21 protein-coding genes are annotated in these 20,557 nt (G+C 72.4%); 14 read left to right on the top strand and 7 right to left on the bottom strand.

The window, feature by feature from the left end; translation table 11 throughout:
• From YWW_RS0102510 to YWW_RS0102470, 9 genes are all read left to right on the top strand, one after another.
• Positions 1-515: WD40 repeat domain-containing protein (locus YWW_RS0102510; RefSeq protein WP_026928857.1), on the top strand; the 515-nt coding region annotated here is incomplete at its 5' end.
• Positions 512-1,342: a hypothetical protein gene (locus YWW_RS33670; RefSeq protein WP_155829839.1), complete on the top strand. Its 831-nt coding sequence runs from the start codon at positions 512-514 to the stop codon at positions 1,340-1,342. The genes YWW_RS0102510 and YWW_RS33670, both read left to right, overlap by 4 nt.
• Positions 1,343-1,577: 235 nt before the next feature.
• Complete coding sequence (locus tag YWW_RS0102500; protein ID WP_026928855.1) at positions 1,578-2,555, top strand: hypothetical protein; 978 nt, start codon at positions 1,578-1,580, stop codon at positions 2,553-2,555.
• Positions 2,552-2,923: a hypothetical protein gene (locus YWW_RS0102495; protein WP_026928854.1), complete on the top strand. Its 372-nt coding sequence runs from the start codon at positions 2,552-2,554 to the stop codon at positions 2,921-2,923. Before YWW_RS0102500 ends, YWW_RS0102495 begins: the two co-directional genes overlap by 4 nt.
• A gap of 55 nt (positions 2,924-2,978) precedes the next feature.
• Positions 2,979-3,641 (top strand): hypothetical protein, encoded by a 663-nt coding sequence (locus tag YWW_RS0102490; protein WP_026928853.1) that lies wholly within the window; start codon positions 2,979-2,981, stop codon positions 3,639-3,641.
• Positions 3,642-3,693: 52 nt separating this feature from the next.
• Positions 3,694-5,913 (top strand): Hsp70 family protein, encoded by a 2,220-nt coding sequence (locus YWW_RS33665; protein WP_051325281.1) that lies wholly within the window; start codon positions 3,694-3,696, stop codon positions 5,911-5,913.
• Between the two features lie 44 nt (positions 5,914-5,957).
• A complete protein-coding gene (locus YWW_RS33660; protein WP_051325280.1) occupies positions 5,958-8,867 on the top strand; it encodes an Hsp70 family protein in 2,910 nt (969 codons plus the stop codon).
• A gap of 90 nt (positions 8,868-8,957) precedes the next feature.
• Positions 8,958-9,587 carry a ClpP family protease gene (locus YWW_RS0102475; RefSeq protein WP_026928852.1) on the top strand — a complete coding sequence of 210 codons (630 nt, stop codon included), beginning with the start codon at positions 8,958-8,960 and terminating at the stop codon, positions 9,585-9,587.
• Positions 9,584-10,171 carry a ClpP family protease gene (locus YWW_RS0102470; protein ID WP_026928851.1) on the top strand — a complete coding sequence of 196 codons (588 nt, stop codon included), beginning with the start codon at positions 9,584-9,586 and terminating at the stop codon, positions 10,169-10,171. Before YWW_RS0102475 ends, YWW_RS0102470 begins: the two co-directional genes overlap by 4 nt.
• A gap of 7 nt (positions 10,172-10,178) precedes the next feature.
• Here the strand turns inward: YWW_RS0102470 and YWW_RS0102465 are convergent, their stop codons facing one another.
• Positions 10,179-10,562, bottom strand: coding sequence for a helix-turn-helix domain-containing protein (locus YWW_RS0102465; RefSeq protein ID WP_026928850.1), 384 nt, complete (start codon positions 10,560-10,562; stop codon positions 10,179-10,181).
• Between the two features lie 134 nt (positions 10,563-10,696).
• Between YWW_RS0102465 and YWW_RS0102460 the strand changes: the two genes are divergently transcribed.
• The gene (locus YWW_RS0102460) at positions 10,697-11,317 is read left to right on the top strand and encodes a VOC family protein (RefSeq protein ID WP_026928849.1); all 621 of its coding nucleotides are present in this window, start codon (positions 10,697-10,699) and stop codon (positions 11,315-11,317) included.
• Between the two features lie 60 nt (positions 11,318-11,377).
• On the opposite strand, the gene YWW_RS0102455 is transcribed toward YWW_RS0102460, so the two are convergent.
• A complete protein-coding gene (locus tag YWW_RS0102455; RefSeq protein ID WP_026928848.1) occupies positions 11,378-11,815 on the bottom strand; it encodes a VOC family protein in 438 nt (145 codons plus the stop codon).
• A gap of 187 nt (positions 11,816-12,002) precedes the next feature.
• Between YWW_RS0102455 and YWW_RS0102445 the strand changes: the two genes are divergently transcribed.
• Together YWW_RS0102445 and YWW_RS0102440 are read left to right on the top strand one after the other, a co-directional pair.
• Positions 12,003-12,869 (top strand): LysR family transcriptional regulator, encoded by an 867-nt coding sequence (locus tag YWW_RS0102445; protein ID WP_026928847.1) that lies wholly within the window; start codon positions 12,003-12,005, stop codon positions 12,867-12,869.
• A 33-nt stretch (positions 12,870-12,902) separates the two neighbouring features.
• Positions 12,903-13,640, top strand: a complete 738-nt coding sequence (locus tag YWW_RS0102440; RefSeq protein WP_026928846.1) for a helix-turn-helix domain-containing protein — start codon at positions 12,903-12,905, stop codon at positions 13,638-13,640.
• On the opposite strand, the gene YWW_RS0102435 is transcribed toward YWW_RS0102440, so the two are convergent.
• Positions 13,628-14,539, bottom strand: coding sequence for a hypothetical protein (locus YWW_RS0102435; protein ID WP_026928845.1), 912 nt, complete (start codon positions 14,537-14,539; stop codon positions 13,628-13,630). The genes YWW_RS0102440 and YWW_RS0102435 overlap by 13 nt on opposite strands.
• Positions 14,540-14,696: 157 nt before the next feature.
• Between YWW_RS0102435 and YWW_RS27880 the strand changes: the two genes are divergently transcribed.
• Positions 14,697-16,079: an MATE family efflux transporter gene (locus YWW_RS27880; RefSeq protein ID WP_081687129.1), complete on the top strand. Its 1,383-nt coding sequence runs from the start codon at positions 14,697-14,699 to the stop codon at positions 16,077-16,079.
• Here YWW_RS27880 and YWW_RS0102425 read toward each other — a convergent pair.
• Positions 16,043-16,528, bottom strand: coding sequence for a carboxymuconolactone decarboxylase family protein (locus YWW_RS0102425; RefSeq protein ID WP_026928844.1), 486 nt, complete (start codon positions 16,526-16,528; stop codon positions 16,043-16,045). The genes YWW_RS27880 and YWW_RS0102425 overlap by 37 nt on opposite strands.
• A gap of 193 nt (positions 16,529-16,721) precedes the next feature.
• On the opposite strand from YWW_RS0102425, the gene YWW_RS0102420 reads away from it, so the two are divergent.
• Positions 16,722-17,642 (top strand): RNA polymerase sigma-70 factor, encoded by a 921-nt coding sequence (locus YWW_RS0102420; RefSeq protein ID WP_026928843.1) that lies wholly within the window; start codon positions 16,722-16,724, stop codon positions 17,640-17,642.
• Positions 17,643-17,644: 2 nt separating this feature from the next.
• Here the strand turns inward: YWW_RS0102420 and YWW_RS0102415 are convergent, their stop codons facing one another.
• From YWW_RS0102415 to YWW_RS0102405, 3 genes are read right to left on the bottom strand one after another with little or no spacing between them, the layout of a single operon-like run.
• The gene (locus YWW_RS0102415) at positions 17,645-18,304 is read right to left on the bottom strand and encodes a response regulator (RefSeq protein WP_026928842.1); all 660 of its coding nucleotides are present in this window, start codon (positions 18,302-18,304) and stop codon (positions 17,645-17,647) included.
• Positions 18,301-19,455, bottom strand: a complete 1,155-nt coding sequence (locus YWW_RS0102410) for a histidine kinase (protein ID WP_026928841.1) — start codon at positions 19,453-19,455, stop codon at positions 18,301-18,303. The genes YWW_RS0102415 and YWW_RS0102410 overlap by 4 nt, the downstream gene beginning before the upstream one ends.
• The gene (locus YWW_RS0102405; RefSeq protein WP_026928840.1) at positions 19,452-20,285 is read right to left on the bottom strand and encodes a CPBP family intramembrane glutamic endopeptidase; all 834 of its coding nucleotides are present in this window, start codon (positions 20,283-20,285) and stop codon (positions 19,452-19,454) included. The genes YWW_RS0102410 and YWW_RS0102405 overlap by 4 nt, the downstream gene beginning before the upstream one ends.
• Positions 20,286-20,557: the final 272 nt, after the last annotated feature.

Here is a 20,557-nt window from a genome sequence, read left to right as displayed (position 1 = left end):
GACACACCGACGCAGTGAACAAGGTTGCACTCGGTCGCATCCACGACCGCCCCATCGCCATCACCAGCAGTGACGATGGAAGCGTGTTGGTATGGACCCTCGACGCCGGCATCCAATACCACACCCTCGCCGGCCACAGCGGCCGAGTGAACGCGGTCGCGTTCGGACACCTTGATGACCGACTCATCTCCATCACCGCCAGCTATGACCAGACCGTACGAGTCTGGGACCTAGTCACCGGCATCCAATACCACACCCTCGCCGGCCACAGCGGCCGAGTGAACGCGGTCGCGTTCGGACACCTCAACGACCGCCCCATCGCCATCACCGGCAGCTGGGACCAGACCGTACGCATCTGGGACCTCAGGAGGCTTGACCAGCCATCGGTGGAGACGATTACATTGCCAAGCCCATGCAACGCAGTGGACTTCAGCGAAGAAGGGTGGATCGTGGCAGGATGCGAGAACGGTGAGGTATTGGCTTACAAATACACTGGCTTGCAGGATGCATCATGATTCGTGTTGTCGGTGTTCATGGGGTAGGTAATTATCAGCCGGAGTTGGTTTCGGCCACTCATGCGGCTCAAGCGAAGTCCGAGATGTGGATGAGTGCGCTCGGCTTGTCGGAACACCTTTCTATTGCCGCTTCTGAGATCGACTTGCAGGTCGCCTATTACGCTCATCATCTTCAGCCACCAGGGAAGCAAGGCGCGGCCGAGCTCGATGATGATGCTGCGGAGATGTGGGCTCAGTACGTCTCCGAGTACCTACCTCGATATCCGCAAGGGCCGATCCGTTCCGCCTTGCATGCCGCCTCAGCAAAGATGGCTCGGGCGCTTGGGCGGAACGAGCGGGCGTCTGTCGCGTTCCTTGAGGTGTTCTTCCGCGAGGTCGCCGCGTTCCTCCGCGTTGATGGCGACTTCATGCCGAAGCAGCATGTCCTGACCACGGTCGGGTCGGCCGTCCACGAAGCCGATGTTGTTGTGGCGCACTCCCTCGGCTCGCTCGTCGCTTACGAGGCGCTCTGGAAGTACCGGACCGAAGTGCCCCTGCTCATCACCCTCGGTTCGCCGCTGGCGATGCCGATGATCTTTCCCCGCCTGACACCGGCACCGGTTGACGACTTCGGAACTCGGCCTCCAGGTGTCAAGCGGTGGATCAACATCGCAGACCCCGAAGACTTCGTGGCGGCGCCCCGCAACGGCGTCCGCGATCGCTTCAAGGGCCTTGACGACCACCGCCATGACCGGGTCGACACTCTCCTGAGGCATGAAGTCGAGGGCTACTTGCAGGGCACCGAGTTCGGCCGCGCCTTGAGCAAGTTCCCCAATGCAGATTGCTAACGCCTCGAACAGTTTTGCATTACGCCAATTCGATGTGACCACAATAACCGCGCTGTAGCCGTTGGAATCGGAAGATCGCGCGTGTTGATGGTTGCGCGGGCATCGCCGATATGCGATGGTGCTCCAATCGCGCAGTGCGCGAACCATAGAACCAACCGAATACGGACGGCGGGCCGCCCTTCCATCGCCAAACAGATCGGCGGCCCGCCTCCTCAACCAGAGAGGCGAACCTCCCATGGTGCACATCAGCCTACGCCAAAATCGGCGCAGCGCAACCGAGCAAAACACCTTCGAGCGACACGCACACGGCCCCGGCAGCCCCCTGACCGAGATCCCCGGCGAGGGCTTCTACGACTGGGCCGGACGCCGCCTGTTCCTGCCCCACGGCTCTCCCGACCCGGCAACGCCCGGCGCCTACCGGTACCAGCACGACCCCGACTGCACCGACACCGCCGCCCCCGACTCCGATCCCGCTTCACCGCGCTATGAGCCGCCGCACCTGCGCCACCAGCCCGGCGACACCTGGGAAATCGGCGGCAAACCCCACGACCCGGCCGACCCCGGCCCCTACGGTTCCCCTGGCTGGTACCCCGACACCCGCACCGGTCGCCACCGGCGCGGCGAACTGCCCGACCCCCTCCCGCCCGAAGCCGAGGCCGAAGCGCCCACCCGGCCGAACCGCATCCCGCAGCTCCCGACCCAACCCGACCGACCCAGCCCCAACCCCGGCCCCGGTCCCCGCCGCCGCTGGCTCCCACCCGCACCCGCGCCCGAAGCCGAGGACACCGACGAGCCCTACCGGTTCTCGCGCCTGCGCGAAGACGCCTGGGACCGCTGGCTGGTCGACTCCGCACCCCTGGCCGCCGCCCACACCACACGCAGCCGTAAAGGCGGCCTCGCCGCCGCGATCCTTCTCCTCTTCGGCTGGATCATCGCCCTGTTCACCGGCGCCCACCACACGAAAAAGGAGGCCGCACCCGGACCGGCCGTGCCCGACCCGGGCACACCCAAGCCACCGACCGGACCAGTCGTGCCCCGACCGGGCGCACCCGAGCCGGACGCACCCGAGCCATCGGCCGAACCGGCCCCGAGCCTGCGCCACGTCCCCGCGAACCCGCCGCTGGCGAAGCCGCGCACCGGCAACGGCTACATCGCCTCCTGGGAGCTGGCCTTCGACGCCCGCCACGCAGCGATCGGAGGCAGCCTGGCATGAGCCGCTCCCGCACCGCACCCGACCGCATCCGATCCCGCTACCTGCGCGCCCTGAACGCCCTGCCGCTCACCGTCCAACTCGCCCACCCGATCGAGGTCGACCGGCTCACCGTCCTGGGCACCCACACCATCGCCGACCGCACCGTCAACTTCGCCACCATGGCCAGCGCCCCACGCCTATGGCTCGCCTTCGCCGACCGCACACCAGCCCTCATCGGCTACATGACCGGCCTCATCATCGGCGAACCCGAACTATGGCTGTGCGAGACGGCCCACCGCGACTGGGTCCTCGAACGCGACCACACGCCCCGCCTCAAAGAAGCCGCAGCCATAGTCTGGTTCACCTGCCAACAAACCTGCGAGAGCTGAGCAGAAACACCGGGCGGTGCGCCGTCGCAGGCGCACCGCCCGGCAGACTGGCGGGATGCGATCCTTCCTCTCCCCGACCGTTCCTTGGGGACGGCCCTCCGTTCCGGACATCCCCCTGCCGCCGTTCGCGACCGCGGACGACCACCGCCGCTACCTGCGCATGTTGGCACTGCATGTCGCGCTCATCGACGACGGCGCGCCTTCGCTGTCCACCAAGATCCTCTGCGAGCTGCTGGGGCGGTCCTGGCCGCAGAAGCCGGTGGAGTCCGGCGATCTGACCCGGCTCGAACTCCAGGTGAGCCTCGCGAGCTTCTTCCCCGCGCCGTGGACGCCCGCCGCCCTCTCCCAGGCGCTCACCGGGCTCGGCAGGCAGGACGTGCCGCGCGGCTACGACACGGGCAAGTGGGACTGGGGCTACGATCCCGACTTCACCGCCACGCCGCTCGCCGCGGGCGGCTGGGAGATCGAACGCCACGAGCGCGGCAGCCGCACCACCCAGACGCTGGCGGCCGACGGCGATCTCGTCCTGCTGTGGATGGACGACTTCGGCACCCGGCATCCGTTCCCCTTCGCGCACAATCTCGACGGCCCGGACGCGCACGCGCTCGCGCCCGCGGTGGCCGCCGTCCGCGCCGTACACGCCACCGACACCGCATACCCCTATATGGAGCGTTGGCGCGAGCGTCGTGATGAGACCGTGCGCGGCGGCGAGAGCTGAGGCCGGAACTCGGTAGCGAACGGCGCCAGCGGGACGGCGATATATTCGAACGGTGTCCCCCTCCTACCTCCTCAGTGTCGACCTCGGTACCTCGCACGCCGTAGCCGTGCTGCGCTGGCCCGACGGGCGCACGCGGCCCCTGCTGTTCGACGGCCAGCCGATCCTGCCCGTCGGCGTGTTCCGCGACGAGGCGGGCGAGCTCGTCGTCGGCCGCGACGCGATCCGGCTGGCGACGGGCGCCCCCGACCGCTTCGAGCCGCACCCCAAGCGGCACATCGGGCGCGGCCCGGTGCTCCTCGGCGAGCACGAGGTGAGCGTCGAGGCCATGTTCACAGCCGTGCTCCGCCGAGTGGCCGCCACCTGCGCCGAGACCACCGGGGCGCTCCCCGAGACCGTGCTGACCTGCCCCTCGACCTGGAGCGAGCAGCGGCGCGAGGTGCTCGTCTCGGCCGCGGCCAAGGCCGGGTTCCCGCCGGTGACGGTGGTGACCGAGCCGGTGGCCGCCGCGCACTACTACCAGGCGGTCCTCGACCACACCCTCGACGAGGGCGAGGCGCTCGCCGTGGTCGACGTCGGAGCGGGCACCGTCGACATCGCGCTGCTCGTCCGCAGCGGCGAAAACCTGTCCATCGTGGCCGAAGGCGGCCTGGACGACTTCGGCGGCGTGGACGTCGACGCCGCCGTCGTCGACCACCTGCGGGAGACCGTCGGCGTCGCTCATCCGGAGGTCTGGTCCCGGCTCGAACACCCCGAGACCACCGAGCACGGCCGCCACAGACGTACACTGTGGAGCGAGGTGCGCGAGGCCAAGGAGATGCTGTCGCGCACGGCCGTGGCGCCGATCTCGATCCCCGGCATCGAGGCCGGCCTCCACCTCACCCGGTCCGAACTCGACACCCTGGCCCGGCCGCTGCTCGAACCGGTGGTCCGGGAGCTCAAGCGGCTCAAGGCCGCGGCAGAGGCGGGCGGCCACCGCCTCGGCGACGTCTTCCTGGTGGGCGGGGCCTCGCGGATGCCCCTGGTGTCGAGCATGATCCACAGTGAACTCGACATCGCGCCGGTGGGCGTCGAGCAGCCCGAGCTGGCCGTCGCCGAAGGCGCGGCCACACCCGGCGTCCCGACCGCCGACGCGGCCGACGCCGACGCGGCCGATGCGGCCCCCGAAGCGCCCACGGCCGTCCTGCCGCCGCACACGGGGCCGTCCGGGCGGGGCCGCCTGATCGCCATGTGGTCGGGCGCCGCGGCCGCGGTGGTGGCCGCCGCCGCGCTGATCTGGTTCTTCGCCGGTCCGCCGGGCGGCGCCGAGCCGGAGCCGTTCTCGGCCACGGTCACCGCCACCGAGGAGCAGGCCTGCCTCGGCGAGGCCGAACTGCTGGAGTCGGCGCCCACCGCGCTGCGCGGCCCGCACTTCGATCTGCGCGTCTCCTGCGTCGCCCTCTTCGACTCCGGCCAGACCCCGCTCCTCACCGACCTGCTCGGCGAGGAACTCGAACTGTCGGAGTCCGAGCGCGCCATGGTGGTGCACTTCTCCTCGGACGGACGAAGGTTCGAACTGCCCGAGGACAGCGCCCACACGGTGCTGACCGGAATCGCGTTCGGCAGCGGGGCATGGGAGGCCGACGGCGTCCCCGAAGGCGACACGGCCTACGTGGCCGTGGTCGACGGCGAAGCCGCGGAAGGCGAGGCGACGGTCAGCGTCACCGACGCCGAGCGCACCCAGACCCTCGACCTCGTCACCGGCGAGATCGCCGACCAGGTCGCGGCCTACTACCACGGCGTGTTCGGCGAGCGCACCGCCGAGTTCGAGGGCGACATGCACCTGGCCTCCGGCGACGGCTACTGGACCATCGACGACGCCGTGCTCAGCTACGAGCTCATCGCCACCAGGGCGGTCTTCGGCGAGGAGGAAGGGTACCTGTGCGATCCGGAACTCGCGCTCATCACCGTCGAGTTCGACCACCTGATCGAGATTCCCGCGCACAACCTGAACTGGCCCTACGACCCCGCGAACCAGATGTGGATCAGCACCGACGCCGGGACGATCGCCCCACAGGACGTCGACTACCGCGACGAGCAGCGCGAAACCGATGATCCGGACACGGCCGGGCTGGGGCGGTACTTCACGGTGACCTTCGCGGTCCCGGCCGACCTGACCGCGTTCCAGATCGTCTTCGAACCCCCCGCCGAGATATACGACACGGGGCGCGAAGTGCTGCTCTACGCCACCACCGGCGACGAGGCCCGCTACCTCGACTACGACTTCAGGGCGTGACCGCGAGCCCTCCGAGCCGGGCGGCGTCGCGGTATTCTCGCGGTGTGCCTCTGCCCCCCACTCGGCTGGCCGTCGACCTCGGCACCACCCACACCGTCGCCGTCGTCGCCCGCGGCTCCCAGCGTCCCCGCTCGCTGCTGTTCGACGGCTCGCCGCTGCTGCCCTCCGGCGTCTTCCTCGACACCGCCGGAACCCTCCACGCCGGACGCGATGCGCAGCGCCTGGCCGCCACTGAGCCCGACCGCTTCGAACCGCACCCCAAGCGGCGCGTCGACGACGGGCACGTCCTGCTCGGCGAGCAGGAGATCCCGGTGGAGGACCTCCTCGCCACCGTCCTGCGCCGCGTCGCCGAGGAGGCCGAGGGCTCGGGCATCCGCCCCACCGAGGTCGTCCTCACCCACCCGGCGGACTGGGGGCCGGTGCGCCGCTCACTGCTGGAGCGGGCCGCCGCCGCGGCAGGGCTCGGCCCCGTGCGCATGCTCGCCGAGCCGATCGCCGCGGCCGCCTACTGCACACGGGAACTGGAGCAGGAGGTCCCCGAGGGCGGCAGCGTCGCCGTGTTCGACTTCGGCGGCGGCACCTTCGACGTCGCGGTCGTCCAGTGCGACGCGCCCGGCCGCCCCGGCTGGCGCACGCTCGCCGTCGGCGGGCTCGACGACCTCGGCGGCCTGGACGTCGACAACCTGCTCGTCACCCACCTGGGCCGCATCGTCGCCGAACGGGACTCCGAGCGCTGGCGGCGCATAGACCGGCCTTCCAGCGCGGCCGACCGCCGCCTCCGCCAGGCGTTCTGGTCCGAAGTGCGCGCCGCCAAGGAGATGCTCTCGCGGTCCTCCACCGCACCGGTGGCCGTGCCGGGCGAGGACGCGATACACCTCCACCTGACCCGCGACGAGCTGACGGGCCTGGCCGACCCGCTCATCGCCCGCGCCGTGGACGAGACCCGCCGGACGCTGGAGCGCTCCGGGGCCGAACCGTCGGTGCTGCTCCTCGTCGGCGGCGCCAGCCGGATGCCGAACGTCGCCACCCGCCTGCACGCCCGCCTCGGCATCGCCCCGTCCGTGCCCGAGCAGCCGGAGCTGCCGGTCGCCTACGGCGCGCTGCTGTACGAGGAGCCCGACGAGCCGGAGCCGGAGGCCGCCGCCGACCCGCTGGGCCCGATCGAGTACGCGCCCTACCCGGTGCCGGACCGGGACGACGGACCGCCGACGCGGCTCGACCTCCCTCCGACGCCGCCGGCGGCGGAGCCGTCCCCGCCGCCCGCCGAAGCGGACACGCCGCCCGCGGAGTCGACCGCGCCTCCTGCCGAGCAGGCCGCCGAGTCCGTCTCGCCTCCCGCCGCCGAGCCGCCAAAGGCGGCCGAGCCGGACGGCGCGGCCGAGCCGTCCGAGCCGCCGACCGCATCACCGGGCACACGGCCGACCACGCCGCCGACGACGCCGCCCGCCGAGCCGTCGCCGCCGGTCGTCGCGCCCTCCTTCCAGCCGCCCCGTACCCGCACGCTCGCCCTCCTGTCGTGGGCGCTGACCGTCGCGCTCATCGCCACGATCGTCATCGTCTACCGCGTGAACGACTGGGGCGGCCTGGACGGCCTCACCGAGGGCCTCGGCGTCGGCGACGCCGCCGGCGGGCAGACCGGCGCCGACGAGGCGGAGCTGCGGCTGGTCTATGAGCGGGCGCTCACCGGCGACGGCGTCGCCGCCGTGACCGCCACCGAGGAGATGGTGCTCGTCGCCGAGGTCGGCAGCCAGGAGACGGTCGTCACCGCGCTGAGCGCCGCCGGAGGCGAGCAGGCCTGGACCGGGACCTACGAGCTCGAACCGACCGCGCTGCACCTGACCGCCGTCGGCGAGTACCTCGTCGTCGACGCCGAGGAGTCGGCCACCGACGAGGGCCAGTACATGCGCGCGGTCGTGTCCCTCGCCGACGGCGAGCTGCTGTGGAAGCAGCCGTGGGAGAACCGCCGCGACGTCGCCTACTACGGCGGGGAGCTCGTCGTCGAACAGCGCGAGGCCTTCGAGGAGAACGCCGTGATCCGCATCGACCTCGCCACCGGCGACGAGGTGTGGAGCGAAAGCGGGCCCTACGACCTGTTCAGCAGCGATGACGAGCGCATCAGGGCCGAGACCCTCTGGGACGACGGCGAGGCCGAAGAGGGGACCGGGCTCGTGCCGCCCGACTCGTGGTCCCTGTACGACAACCTCACCGCGGGAACGCGGCTCGTCGACCTCGTCCCCGACGAGGGCACCGGCAGCGTCCGCGACGCCGACAGCGGCGAGGCCGCAGGCAGCGGCGAGCTCCCCTTCACCCCGTCGGTCTGGACCGCGTTCGAGGGCCTGGCGATCGGCAGGCTCTCGGACGACGCCTCACCGGGGCGCGCCGTCCTGGCCGCCCGCTCGCTCGACGACTTCGGCCAGGCGTGGGAGCTCCCGCTCGACGCCGGGAACGACATCGCGCACGTCAAGCCGTGCGGCCCGAGGCTGGTCTGCGCCGCGATCCAGCACGACAACGACAACGAGCGGTACCGGACCATCGCCGTCGACATCGACAGCGGGCTCGAGGCGTGGTCGCGCTCCGTCGACTGGGCCTTCGAGGAGAACTGGTACACCGCCCCGGACGGCATGGTCTACGGCGAGCAGGTCTTCGAGACCGTCGACACGACGCGGCTGCTCGACTTCACCGGCGGCCTGATCGCCGGGGAGGAGGACGACGAGATGGACCTCTCCCTCCAGACCCGGGCGGTCCGCGGCGGCCTCGCCGTCTCCCACATCACCGAGTACGACGAGGAGACGATCTACTGTCTCTATGCGACGGACATCGCCACCGGCGAGCGGACCGCGCTGTACAGGCTCGGCACGGAGGTCCCCGAGCAGGTCGCGCTCGCGGGGACCACGGTGGCGGTGCTGAACGCCGACCGCACCGTCCTGGTGCTCGACGCCTCCGCGCTGCGCTGACCGGGCCGCGGAGAGCCACGCTGCTCTGAGCGGATCCGCTCAGGGCGGATTCGGTGGCGGGCCGGGCGCGCGCGGACGCACCGTGGTGGCATGAGCGAAGACACCAGACCACCGCTGTTCGACGACCGCGCGAGGCGCGAGCTGTACCAGCAGCGCGTCCTCGTGCTCGACGGCGTCCTGACCGACGACAACGGCACCCTGCTGGCGACCCAGCTGATGAGCCTCGCCGCGGAGAACGCCAAGGCCGACATCGCGCTGTGGATCCACTCGCCGGGCGGGTCCGTCCCCTCGATGCTGGCCATCCGCGACGTCATGCGGATCATCCCCTGTGATGTGTCCACACTGGCTCTCGGCATCGCGTGCAGCGCGGGCCAGTTCCTGCTGTCGGCGGGCGCGAAGGGCAAACGCCGCGCCCTGCCGCACTCCCGCGTCCTGATGCACCAGGGCTCCTCGGGGATCGGCGGCGCCGCCGTCGACATCGAACTCCAGGCCGACGACCTGCGGCACACCCGCGACACGGTGCTCGGCATCATCGCCGAGGACACCGGCCAGAGCATCGAGCGGATCTTCGAGGACTCGCTGCGCGACCGCTGGTACACGGCGAAGGAGGCGCTCGACTACGGCTTCATCGACGCCGTGGCGAGCTCCTTCGACGAGATCGCCCCGCACAGCCGCCGCAACATCGGCATCGGCCTCACCTCCGAAGGAGCCTCGCGATGAGCACCTACACCATTCCCAACGTCATCACGCAGCACCCGCGCGGCGAGCGGGTCATGGACGTCTACTCGCACCTGCTCAGCGAGCGGATCGTCTACCTCGGCACGCCCATCGACACGGGCGTCGCGAACGCGCTGATCACGCAGCTGCTGCACCTGGAGGCCGACAACCCCGACCGCGACGTCCAGCTCTACGTCAACTGCGAGGGCGGGGACCCGAGCGCGATGCTCGGCGTGTACGACACGATGCGCTACATCAAGCCGCAGGTGGCGACCACGTGCGTGGGCCAGGCCGTCGCGGCCGGGGCCGTGCTCCTGTCGGCGGGGGCGCCGGGGAAGCGGGCCGCGCTGCCGCACGCGCGCATCGTCCTCGACCAGCCCGCGGCCCAGGGTCGCGGGCCGATCCCGGACCTCATCCTCCAGGCCGACGAGGTCGTGCGCGTGCGCGGCGAGATCGAGGGCATCCTCTCGCGCCACACCGGGCAGACGCCGGAGGCGCTGCGCGTCGACACCGACCGGGACCGCGTCTTCACCGCCGAGGCGGCGAAGCAGTACGGGCTCATCGACCACGTCATGGAGGAGCGGTGAGGCGCGGCTAGGCCGCCAGCGCGTAGGCCGCCCGGGCGCCGATCGCGGCGTAGGCGGTGAACTGCGGGGCGCGGGTGCGTTCGGCCACGGCGATCGCCAGGTCGGCGAGCGTCAGGTCCAGGGCGCCCGCGACGGCGGCGATCATCTCGCTCGACGGGTCCTTGACGCCGCGTTCCATCTCCGAAAGGTACTGCGGCGAGATGCCGGCCCGGCTCGCGGTGTCGGACAGCTTCTCGCCGCGCTCCCGGCGGCGGTCGCGCAGGCAGTGGCCGAGCGCGTCGCGCCACAGCGGCTCGCGGCAGCCGTCCTCGGGTTCGCGCGGGCGGTCCGGCGCCCCGTCCGTCGGCGGCTGCTCGGTCGGCGGCTGTGCTGGGGGAAGAGTCTCGGCCATGCCTCATCATATGGCGGGCGAGTCGCCGGATTCCGCCCGTTACGCCCAGGGCGGAATCCGGCGGCCGGGAAAAGAGGACCGACCGGTCAGGAATCGAGAAGCGCAGGCCACGCGGCGAATCTAACGTGGTGACCATGACTTCCATCAAGACCATCACGCTCGAGACGGCCGACATCGCGGCCGCCCGCACGTTCTACGACACCGCCTTCGGCCTCGGGGACCGGCTGGCCCTGCGCGAGTCGGAGGCCCCGACGAGCGGCTTCCGCGGATTCACGCTCTCGCTCATCGTCTCCCAGCCCGCCGGAGTCCACCGGCTCTACGACGCCGCGATGGACGCCGGCGCCGAGTCGATCAAGCCCGTCACGAAGTCGATGTGGGGCCACGGCAGCGTCCTCAGGGCCCCCGACGGGACGGTCTGGCAGGTGGCGACCTCCGCGAAGAAGGACACCGGGCCCGACAGCGGCGAGATCGACGACATCGTGCTGCTGCTGGGCGTCTCCGACATGAAGGCGAGCAAGCAGTTCTACGTCGACCACGGCCTCGCGGTCGAGAAGAGCTACGGCAGCAAGTACATCGAGTTCGCCTCGCGGCCGGGCGAGGTCACGCTGGCGATGTACAAGCGCAAGGGCCTGGCCAAGACCGTCGGCGTCGACGCCGAGGGCGGCGGCTCCCACCGGCTCGTCGTCGGCGGCGACACCGAGCCCTTCGCCGACCCCGACGGCTTCGAGTGGGAGACCGCCGCGAACGCCGGCTAGCCGCGGGGTGCCCGCGGCACGAGACCGGCGTCCTCCTCCGCCATCACCGGCAGGCCCGGTTCAGCGGAGTTCCTCGACCAGCCCGACGATGACGCCGGCGGGGCCGCGGGCGTAGCCGTAGCGGTAGATGTCCTCGTACTCCACTATCTCGCTCACGAGCTCGGCGCCGTGGGGGCGCAGCCGCTCGAAGACCTCGTCGACGCTGTCGACGACGAACGCGAGCCGGGGGATGCCCGGCGTGCTCACCGGNTCCCACGGGGCGCGGCCGGTGGGAGCCGGGCTGCGGATCGTCGACAGCTCGACCCGGCTGTGGCCGTCCGGGGTCCGCAGCATGGCGATGTCCGACTGGAGTCCNTCCAGTCCGGTGAGCCGGTCCGCCCACTCGCCCCCGACCGTCGCCTCGCCCTCCAGCTCCATGCCGAGTTCGACGAAGAACGCGATGGCGGCCGGGAGGTCTTCGACCACGATGCCGACGTGGTCCAGTCGCTTCAGCGCCATGGAACCGCTCACCTCCGGCCTTCGGCGTCGACGGGCTCGCGGGAGCGGCGGGTGCCGCCGATCCGGGTGATGTCGGTGAGCGCGGGCGGTGCGCTGATCGTGAATGCGTCCATGGGATCAGGATCCCTCCGATCGATTCATCAGTCCAATGCCAGTACTCGTGGAAACCTATAGATACAGTCGATGAATGCTTGATATCGTGCGGCTCCGCGTCCTCGCGGCGGTCGCCGCGCACGGCTCGATCACCAAGGCCGCGAAGCACCTGCACTACGCGCAGCCGTCCGTCAGCCACCACCTCGCCAGGCTCGAGGCCGAGACCGGGGCGCGGCTGGTCCAGCGCGTGGGCCGCGGCATCCGGCTCACGCCGGAGGGCGAGATGCTGGCGCGGCGCGCCGCCGAGATCCTCGGCCGCGTGGACGCGGCCGAGGCCGAACTGGGGGAGATGGTGGGCCTGCGGACCGGGCGGGTGCGTTTCGCGGGCTTCCAGTCGGCGCTGGCGCTACTGGTCCCCGAGGCGACGGCCGTCATGCGCCGCGACCACCCCGGCGTCGAACTGAACCTGATCGAATGCCACCCCGAGATCGCGCTCGCGAAGCTGCGCGCGGGCGAGGTCGACGCCGCCGTCGTCTTCCGCTACGACGACGAGCCGCCCGACGACGTCAACGGCACGCACCTGTTCGACGACCCGATGTACCTGGTCGGCCTCCGGGCCGGCGAGACGCTGCTCGACCACCGCGACTCCGCGTGGATCGCCGGCTGCGCCCGCTGCCGGCGAGAGCTCTTGGACGCGTGCGGCGCGGTCGGCTTCACGCCCGACATCGCGTACACCAGCGACGACATCATCGTCCAGCAGTCGCTGGTCGCGGCGGGGCTGGGCGTGACCACCAACCCGGGCCTCGCGCTCCGGACCCATCGCCGCGCCGACGTCGAGGCGACCGTGATCGACCACTTCCGCAGACGGGTCCACCTCGTCACCTACGGCGAGCCGCCCGATCCCCCGGCGACGGCGGCCTTCGTGGCCGCCCTCCGCGAGGCGGCGCGGCACTACACGTGAGCACCGGTCGGACCCCCGCGCTAGCGTGGAGGCATGGCGGTCCGATCGGCCTATGAGGAGCGCGCCGCACCGGGGGCGCTGGGCGCCTGGGCGCCCTGCCTGTGGGTCCGCCGCGTCCCCGAGGAGGGGGCGGCCGAGAGCCGCGTCGTCCCCGACGGGTGCGTGGACCTCATCTGGATGCGGGGGCGCCTCGAAGTCGCCGGTCCCGACTCGGCGCACCGCCGGGTCCGGCTCGAGGCGGGCGAGCGCATCGCCGGGGTGCGGCTGCGGCCCGGCGCCGCGCCGCTGCTGCTCGGCGAGACGCCCGCGGCGGCGGTGCTCGACGCCCAGCCCGGCCTGGACCGGCTCTGGGGGGACGAGGCCCGCCGCCTGGCCGGGCGGCTCGCCGCCGAGCCCGAGCCGTGGCGCGTCGCCGAGACCCTGGCCGGTGCGCTGAGCGCCCGCCTGGGCCGGTACGGCCCCGACCGGGTCGCGGTCGCCGTCGCCGAGGCGCTGGACCGCCCCCGGCTTCCCTCCGTCGCCGGCATGGCCTGGGAGCTCGGCTTCTCCGAGCGCCAGTTGCGCCGCCGCGTCGTGTCGGCGGTCGGCTACGGCCCGAAGACGCTGGAGCAGGTCCTGCGGTTCCGCCGCGCCATGGCGGCCTCGGGCCCCGAAGTGGACTGGGCCCGCGTCGCGGCCGAGGCCGGCTACGCCGACCAGGCGCACCTGAGCCGCCAGGTGCGGCGCTGGTCGGGCGCGACGCCGCGCGCGCTCGCCGCTCAGGCCGCCTGATCCCACGCGCGCAGCACGTGCAGCGCCACCAGCGTGAACCCCGGCCGCGCCTGCTGCTCGATCGCGGGGCTCCAGAGCCGGTAGTGGATCGGCCAGCCGCCGTCCTCGCGCTGCTCGGCGGCCAGATGGTCGAGGGAGGTGCGCAGTTCGGCCTCGCTGAACCACTCGGCCGCGAGACTGCGCGGCGAAGGGGCGAAGTCGCAGGCGAAGCTGAACTCCTCCTCGGCGTAGCCGGGCGGCGAGGGCACGCCCTCGGGGTTCGCCGGGTCCAGCAGGACCAGGCGCATGTCGCGGACGAGCTCGCCGAGGCGCTTCGAGGCGGCGCGCGCGAACGGGCGGTCCGGGACGTGGTCGAGGAAGACGCCCACGCTGAGGACCTCGTAGGGGTGCGTGGCCTCGATCGCGCCGATCGCCTCGCGGCAGAAGGCGGTCGCGCCCTCGATCCACGGATGGTCGATGCGGTGCTTGAGGAGCAGGCCGACGGTGCGGGCCGTGGTCAGCAGGCCGCCCCGGTCCTGCGGGGGCGCGGCCACCCACGGCGGCCGGGGGTAGGCGTCGATCGTGGGGAGCAGGTCGGGGACGCCGCCGTCGGCGGCGGTGACGCGCGCGAGCCAGTCGCAGATCGGCGCGGCCGTCCCCTGGTCGAGCGCGCCGATCTCGTCGAGGAGCGCCAGGGCGGTCATGGCCGCGATCGGCTGCGGCTCAGGGCCCTTGACGTCGGGTTCGAGCGCGAAGGCGTAGCCGCCGTCGTCCGTGCGGTGGGCGGCGAGGGCGGCCAGCGCCGCCTCGCGGCTCCCGCTCCCCGAGAACAGCGCCATCCGGCGCTGGTCGAGGACGCCGCCGGTCAGCCAGATGAACTCGGCGGACCGTTCGATCATGGTGTCGGTGATGCGTGCCATGAGCCGAGGCTATGGCCCGAGAAGCGCTTTAGTCTTGAACGAATCGGACATCCGCGACGGCGTCCGCCCCGCCCCCCGACCGAGGTTCATTGATGGAGAACGTCACCGATCACCGGCGAAGCGCCGAGCCGACCGCGCTCACGGCCCGGTAGCGGCCATGGCGCGGACCGCGGTCGACGGCATCGAAGCGCTCGGCGAGCGCCCGGTCGGGCGGCTGCTGTGGCACAACGCGTCCCAGTCGACGATGTCGGTGGGCGTCTACGGGATCTACGCGCTCACCAACGCCTGGTTCGTCGCCCACGGCGTCGGCCCCGCCGCGATGGGCGCGGTCAACCTCGTCGCGCCGGTCGTGCTCGCGCTCGGGGCGCTGTCGACGACGGTCGGCTCCGGCGGCGCCTCCCTGGTGTCGCGGCGGCTCGGCGCGGGGGACGCCGAAGGGGCCGCGCGGGCGGCGGGCAGCGCGTTCATCGTGTTCTGGGCCGGGGCGGTCGCCGTCGCCGTCGCGGGCCTGGCAGCCCTCGAACCGCTGCTGGACCTCCTCGGAGCGCACGGCGAGATGCGCCCCTACGCCCGCGACTACGCGGTGGTCATCCTGGCCGGGACGCTCGTGGGCACCGGCTTCTCCAGCCTGATCCGCGCCGAGGGCCGGATGCGCTTCGCGACCATGACCTGGGTGGTGCCCATCCTCGTCCAGATCGCGCTCGAGGCGCTGCTGGTCTTCGGCTTCGACATGGGCGTGCGGGGCGCGGCGCTCGGCACGATCGGCGGGCAGGCGGTCTCGACCGCGATGAGCATGTGGTTCTTCTTCGTCCAGCGGGAGCGGCCCTACCGGGTGCGACTGGTCCACTTGCGACCGCGCTGGCCGACGATCCGCGCGCTCCTCGCCGTCGGCTCGCCGTCCATGATGGCCGGTCTCGGCGCGACGCTGCTGACGGCCGTCGTGAACGGCATGCTCGCCGGGCTCGGCGCGGCCGCGGCGGTCACCGCCTACGCGGTGTGCGCCCGCGTCCAGACCTTCGCGACCATGCCGCAGCTGGGCATCGGCATGGGCATGCAGCCGATCGTCGGCTACAACGCCGGGGCCGGGCGCGGCGAGCGGGTGCTGCGCGCCAGGAGCCTGGCGCTGCGCGCGACGCTGGTCTACGGCGCGGTCGCCGCCGCGGCCGCGGCGCTGTTCGCCGGGCCGGTGACCACGGCCCTGCTCGGCGCGCCCTCGCCGGAGGCCGAGACGGCGCTGCGGCTGATCGCCGCCTCCTTCGCCGTGGCGGGCCTGCCGCCGCTGGTGTCGGCGTACTTCCAGGCGCTCGGCAGGCCCATGCCGTCCTATGTGATCTCGATCGGCACGCTCGTGGCCGTCAAGATCCCCGCCGTCCTCGCCTTCGGCGCCGCGGGCGTCACCGGCGTGTGGATCGGCCTGGCCGTCGGCGAGATCCTCTCGGCGGCCGTCGCCCTCGCCGCCCTCAAGTGGCGACGGCATGACGGGCGACGGAGGGCGGCGCGCGGTCAGCTCGACGCCGCGGCGAGGGCCCCCAGCTCGTAGGAGCCGCCGACCTGGTTGCAGATCACGCCGAGCCGGTTGGCCGCGTTGATCATGGCGACCAGGTAGACCAGCGCGACGGTCTGGTCCTCGTCGTAGTGCTCGCGCACCAGCGCCCAGGTCCGGTCGGACACGCCGCCGGCCGCGTCGGCGATCCGGGTGCCCTCCTCGGCGAGCGCCAGGGCGGCCCGCTCGGCCTCGGTGAACACCGAGGCATGGCGCCAGGTGGCGACCAGGTTGATCCGGACCGCGCTCTCACCGGCGGCCGCGGCCTCCTTGGTGTGGGCGTCGGCGCAGAAACCGCAGCCGTTGATCTGGCTGACGCGCAGCAGCACCAGTTCCACCAGGGTCTTCGGCAGCGACGCCTCCAGGACCGCCGCGCTGACGGCGGCGAACCGCTTGCTGATCCTCGCGCCGAGCGCGTTGCCGAACATGTCCAAACGCTGTTCCATGGTCTCGTCCTCACTTGCGGCGTTGCGGGCCGCGCGGACCGTCCGCGCGACGTCTTGACGGACATGGGATGCCGGTGGGCCCGGCTTCGTGACACCGCTGCCCCGTGACGAACGGCACGGCGCCCCGGTGTCACGGACCCACGGCGGCCGGCATCTGATGGGCGATACCGTCGAGCGACAGGAGGAACCACCCATGGACGGCACACCGCCCGCGGCGCCCGACGATCGCGCGGACCGCCCGGACCCCGCCACCGAGGTGTTCCTGACCCACCGGAACCTGCTGTTCACCGTGGCCTACGAGATCCTCGGCTCGGCCGCCGACGCCGAGGACGTCCTTCAGGAGACCTGGCTGAAGTGGGCGGGAGTCGACCTCGGCGGCGTCGGCAACCGGCGCGCGTACCTGGTGCGGATCACCGCGAGGCAGGCGCTCATGCGGCTGCGCTCGCTCAGCCGCCGCAGAGAGTCGTACGTGGGCCCGTGGCTGCCCGAGCCGCTGCTGACCGCGCCCGACGTGGCCGAGGACGTCGAGCTCGCCGACAGCGTCTCCATGGCGATGCTCCTCGTCCTCGAGACCCTCGCCCCCACCGAACGGGCGGTCTTCGTCCTCAGAGAGGTCTTCGACCTCGGCTACGACGACATCGCCCGCGCCGTCGACAAGACCCCCGCCGCCGTCCGCCAGATCGCCCACCGGGCCCGGACCCGCGTCGCCGCACGGCGACCGCACGCCACCGTCTCCGCCGCCGAGGCCGAACGGGCGCTCGACGCCTTCCAGCGGGCGGTCGAGACCGGCGATCTCCAAGGGCTGCTCGACGTCCTCTCGCCGGACGTGGTCCTCCTGACCGACGGCGGCGGTCTCGTGCGGGCCGCGCTGGCGCCGATCACGGGGGCCGAGGCCGTCGCGGCCGTGCTGCGCGGCGTCACCGACGCGCGTCTGCGACCGGCCCAGGTCAACGGCCGCCTGGCGCTGCTCGTCCGGCGCGAGGGCGAGACCGAGGTCGACTCCGTCATGGCGGTGCGCGTCGCCGAGGGCCTCGTCGCCGGACTCTACGTCGTGCGCAACCCCGAGAAGCTGTCCCGTCTGGAGCGCGAGGTCGCCGTGAGCCGCGGGGCCTGAGCTCAGTTCACCAGGCCCCGGCGGTAGGCGTAGACGACCGCCTGGACGCGGTCGCGCAGGCCGAGCTTGGCGAGGATGCGCGAGACGAAGGTCTTCACGGTCTCCTGGCTGATCACCAGGGCCGCGGCGATCTCGCCGTTGGAGAGGCCGTCGGCGATGAGGCGCAGGACCTCCATCTCGCGCGGGGTCAGCGGCGTCTCCGGCGACGTCTCCTCGGCGGGCCGGATGCGGGCGGCGAACTTGCCGACGAGCTGGCGCGTCACCTCGGGGTCCAGGAGCGCCGCTCCCATGGCGACGGTGCGGATCCCGTGCAGCAGTTGGGAGGGAGGCGCGTCCTTGAGCAGGAAGCCGCTCGCCCCGGCGCGCAGCGCCTCGTAGACGTACTCGTCCAGATTGAACGTCGTCACCACGAGCACCTTGGCGGGGTTCGGCACCGAGGACCCGGCGAGGCGGCGGGTGGCCTCGATGCCGTCGAGCACCGGCATGCGCACGTCCATCACGACGACGTCCGGGCGCAGCCGCTCGGCGAGCTCGACCGCGGCCTTCCCGTCCCCGCACTCGCCCGCCACCTCGAGGTCCGGCTGGGCGTCGATGATCGTCACCAGGCCGGTGCGGATCAGCATCTGGTCGTCGCAGACGAGGACTCGGATCGGGTCGGTCACGAGGCGCTCCCGGCGGGGATGCGCGCCCGCACGAGGAAGCCGCCGTCCGTCCGCCGGTCGGCGCTGAACTCGCCGCCGAGGACGTCGACGCGGTCGCGCAGGCCCGCCAGGCCCCGCCCGCTCCCGCCGCGGACCGCGGGCTGCGCGGCCACCTCGTCCGTGCTGACCTCCACGGTGATCTCCTTCTGCCGGTGGCGGACCCGCACCTCGGTGCGGCTGCCGTGGGCGTACTTGAGGGCGTTCGTCAGGCTCTCCTGGACGACCCGGTAGGCCACGAGGTCGGCGCTGCCGGTCGACTCGGCGGGCGTGCCCTCCTCGGAGAACTCCACCGGCTGCCCGGCCCGCCTCGTCTGCTCCACGAGCGTCAGCAGCCTGCCCACCGGCGGCGTCCTGGCCTCGGGGCCGTGGTCGGGGTTGAGCAGGTCGAGCAGGTGCCGCAGGTCGGTGGTGGCGCGGCGGCCGGTGTCGCTGACGGCCGTCAGGGCCTGGTCGAGGCGCTCGGGCGCGGCGGTCAGGTACCGCGCCGCCTCGGCCTGCACGACCATCGCGGTCACGTGGTGGGTCACGACGTCGTGGAGTTCGCGGGCGATGCGGGTGCGCTCGGCGGTGCGGGTGGCCTCGGCGACGAGGCGGCGGCGCTCGGCCTCGGCGGCGCGGGTGCGGCGCAGCCAGGCCCCGATGCCCCAGGCGACGGCCGTCAGGACGTAGAAGAGGGCGAAGTCGCTGGCGCCTTCGGTGGACCCGAGGCCGATGAGCGCGAACACGACGGCGATGTAGACGGCCGTCAGGACGGCCACGGCGGTGCGGCGGTGGTGCTCCAGGTGGGCGCCCGCGCTGATGAGCGCGAAGGCGATCGCGGTCCCGGCGACCGTGTGGTAGGTGCCGAGGGTCGCGATGAGGAATCCGAGCGAGACGAGCGCCAGACTGGCCGCGGGCCGGCGGCGGCGCACGGCCAGCGGGAGGGTCAGGAGGGCGACCACCACGACCGTCATGGGGCCGAAGGGACTCGATGGAAGGTCGCCGACCTGCGTCTCGTAGCCGCGGAAGGCGGGGATGAACGAGACGACGGCGAGGAGCAGTCCGAAGGGGAGGTCCCGGACCGTGACGTCGAGTCGGCGCCACAGCTGGGGGATCCGCCGAAGATCCATCACCGGGGCAGTCTAGCGACGGCCTCGGCGCGGGCGGCGCGCCGGAGGGGCACCAGGTGGCCGCGGCGCTTCGCCACCCAGAGGAACACGATGGTCGTCACGACGCCGAAGACGACGGAGTACAGGCTGCCTTCGGGGCCGAAGTCGCCGCCGGAGACCGGCATCGGGCCGGAGGTGGCGGCGTCGAGCAGGCCCTGGGGGGTGCCGTTGCCGGAGACCTCGGTGCTGAAGATCGCCGAGGCCGCGAAGTTCCATCCGAAGTGGATGCCGATGGGGACCCACAGGTTCCGGGTGGCGATGTAGGCGGCGCCGAGCATGCCGCCGGCCTCGATGGTGATGGCGACGGCGCCCCACAGGCTGGCGTTGGGGTTGATGATGTGCGCGAATCCGAACAGGAGGCTGGTGAAGGCCAGCGCGAGCCAGGTCCCCCACCACTGCTCGATGACGCGGAACAGGACGCCGCGGTACATGATCTCCTCGGTCACGGCGGCGGCGGCCATGAAGCCGAACAGGCCGATCATGGCCTCGGGCGTGCCGATGCCGTCCACTTCGTAGTATCCGAGGAAGGCGAGGTTCACGATGACGGAGCTGAACAGCGCGACGCCCAGGAGCGTCCCCCAGCCGGTCTTGGACCAGGCGCCCTCGCGGCCGAGTTCGACGACGTCGCGGCGCTCGGTCAGCTTGACGATCCACCGGTAGACGAGGATCGAGGCCGCGACCGTGGCGAGTCCGATCGCCAGGGTCAGCCATTGGTGGTCCTCGAACGCCATCGTCGCCTGCCCGCCGACGAGGGCGACCGCCGCCACCGCCAGGAGCTGCCAGACCAGTCTCATGAAGACTCCTTCCTCAGTGCCGCGGCCGGGGCGCCGGGCCTGGTCTGAACGCTACGGATCAGGGGGCGCGGAGTCGTCACCGTGAAGTGGGCACTTGCGCGTAGCTCGCATGGGGGACAAGGCGGGCCGCGCGCGATCGCGCCGGCCGGCGGCGAGGAGCCGGCCCCGGTCTGCCGCGGTCAGGCTTCGCGGCGGCGGGCGAGTACGAGGAGCCGGAGCCCGGCGGGCGCCGCGCCGGATCCCGCGCGTCGAGTACCTCGCCGCGACCGCCT

Origin of the sequence: Glycomyces tenuis DSM 44171 (genome assembly GCF_000427885.1) — a bacterium.
GTDB lineage: Bacteria > Actinomycetota > Actinomycetes > Mycobacteriales > Micromonosporaceae > Glycomyces > Glycomyces tenuis.
Note: the sequence above shows the minus strand (reverse complement) of the source record. Positions and strands in the feature narration are given on the sequence as shown.

Bases quoted from the DNA above. Each gene is read 5' to 3' on its own strand.
- YWW_RS0102435 (WP_026928845.1), bottom strand. From the start codon at position 14,539: ATGGCACGCATCACCGACACCATGATCGAACGGTCCGCCGAGTTCATC.
- YWW_RS0102460 (WP_026928849.1), top strand. From the start codon at position 10,697: ATGACTTCCATCAAGACCATCACGCTCGAGACGGCCGACATCGCGGCC.
- YWW_RS0102440 (WP_026928846.1), top strand. From the start codon at position 12,903: ATGGCGGTCCGATCGGCCTATGAGGAGCGCGCCGCACCGGGGGCGCTG.
- YWW_RS0102475 (WP_026928852.1), top strand. From the start codon at position 8,958: ATGAGCGAAGACACCAGACCACCGCTGTTCGACGACCGCGCGAGGCGC.
- YWW_RS0102405 (WP_026928840.1), bottom strand. From the start codon at position 20,285: ATGAGACTGGTCTGGCAGCTCCTGGCGGTGGCGGCGGTCGCCCTCGTC.
- YWW_RS0102495 (WP_026928854.1), top strand. From the start codon at position 2,552: ATGAGCCGCTCCCGCACCGCACCCGACCGCATCCGATCCCGCTACCTG.
- YWW_RS0102425 (WP_026928844.1), bottom strand. From the start codon at position 16,528: ATGGAACAGCGTTTGGACATGTTCGGCAACGCGCTCGGCGCGAGGATC.
- YWW_RS0102445 (WP_026928847.1), top strand. From the start codon at position 12,003: ATGCTTGATATCGTGCGGCTCCGCGTCCTCGCGGCGGTCGCCGCGCAC.
- YWW_RS0102490 (WP_026928853.1), top strand. From the start codon at position 2,979: ATGCGATCCTTCCTCTCCCCGACCGTTCCTTGGGGACGGCCCTCCGTT.
- YWW_RS0102465 (WP_026928850.1), bottom strand. From the start codon at position 10,562: ATGGCCGAGACTCTTCCCCCAGCACAGCCGCCGACCGAGCAGCCGCCG.
- YWW_RS0102470 (WP_026928851.1), top strand. From the start codon at position 9,584: ATGAGCACCTACACCATTCCCAACGTCATCACGCAGCACCCGCGCGGC.
- YWW_RS33670 (WP_155829839.1), top strand. From the start codon at position 512: ATGATTCGTGTTGTCGGTGTTCATGGGGTAGGTAATTATCAGCCGGAG.
- YWW_RS0102420 (WP_026928843.1), top strand. From the start codon at position 16,722: ATGGACGGCACACCGCCCGCGGCGCCCGACGATCGCGCGGACCGCCCG.
- YWW_RS27880 (WP_081687129.1), top strand. From the start codon at position 14,697: ATGGCGCGGACCGCGGTCGACGGCATCGAAGCGCTCGGCGAGCGCCCG.
- YWW_RS0102500 (WP_026928855.1), top strand. From the start codon at position 1,578: ATGGTGCACATCAGCCTACGCCAAAATCGGCGCAGCGCAACCGAGCAA.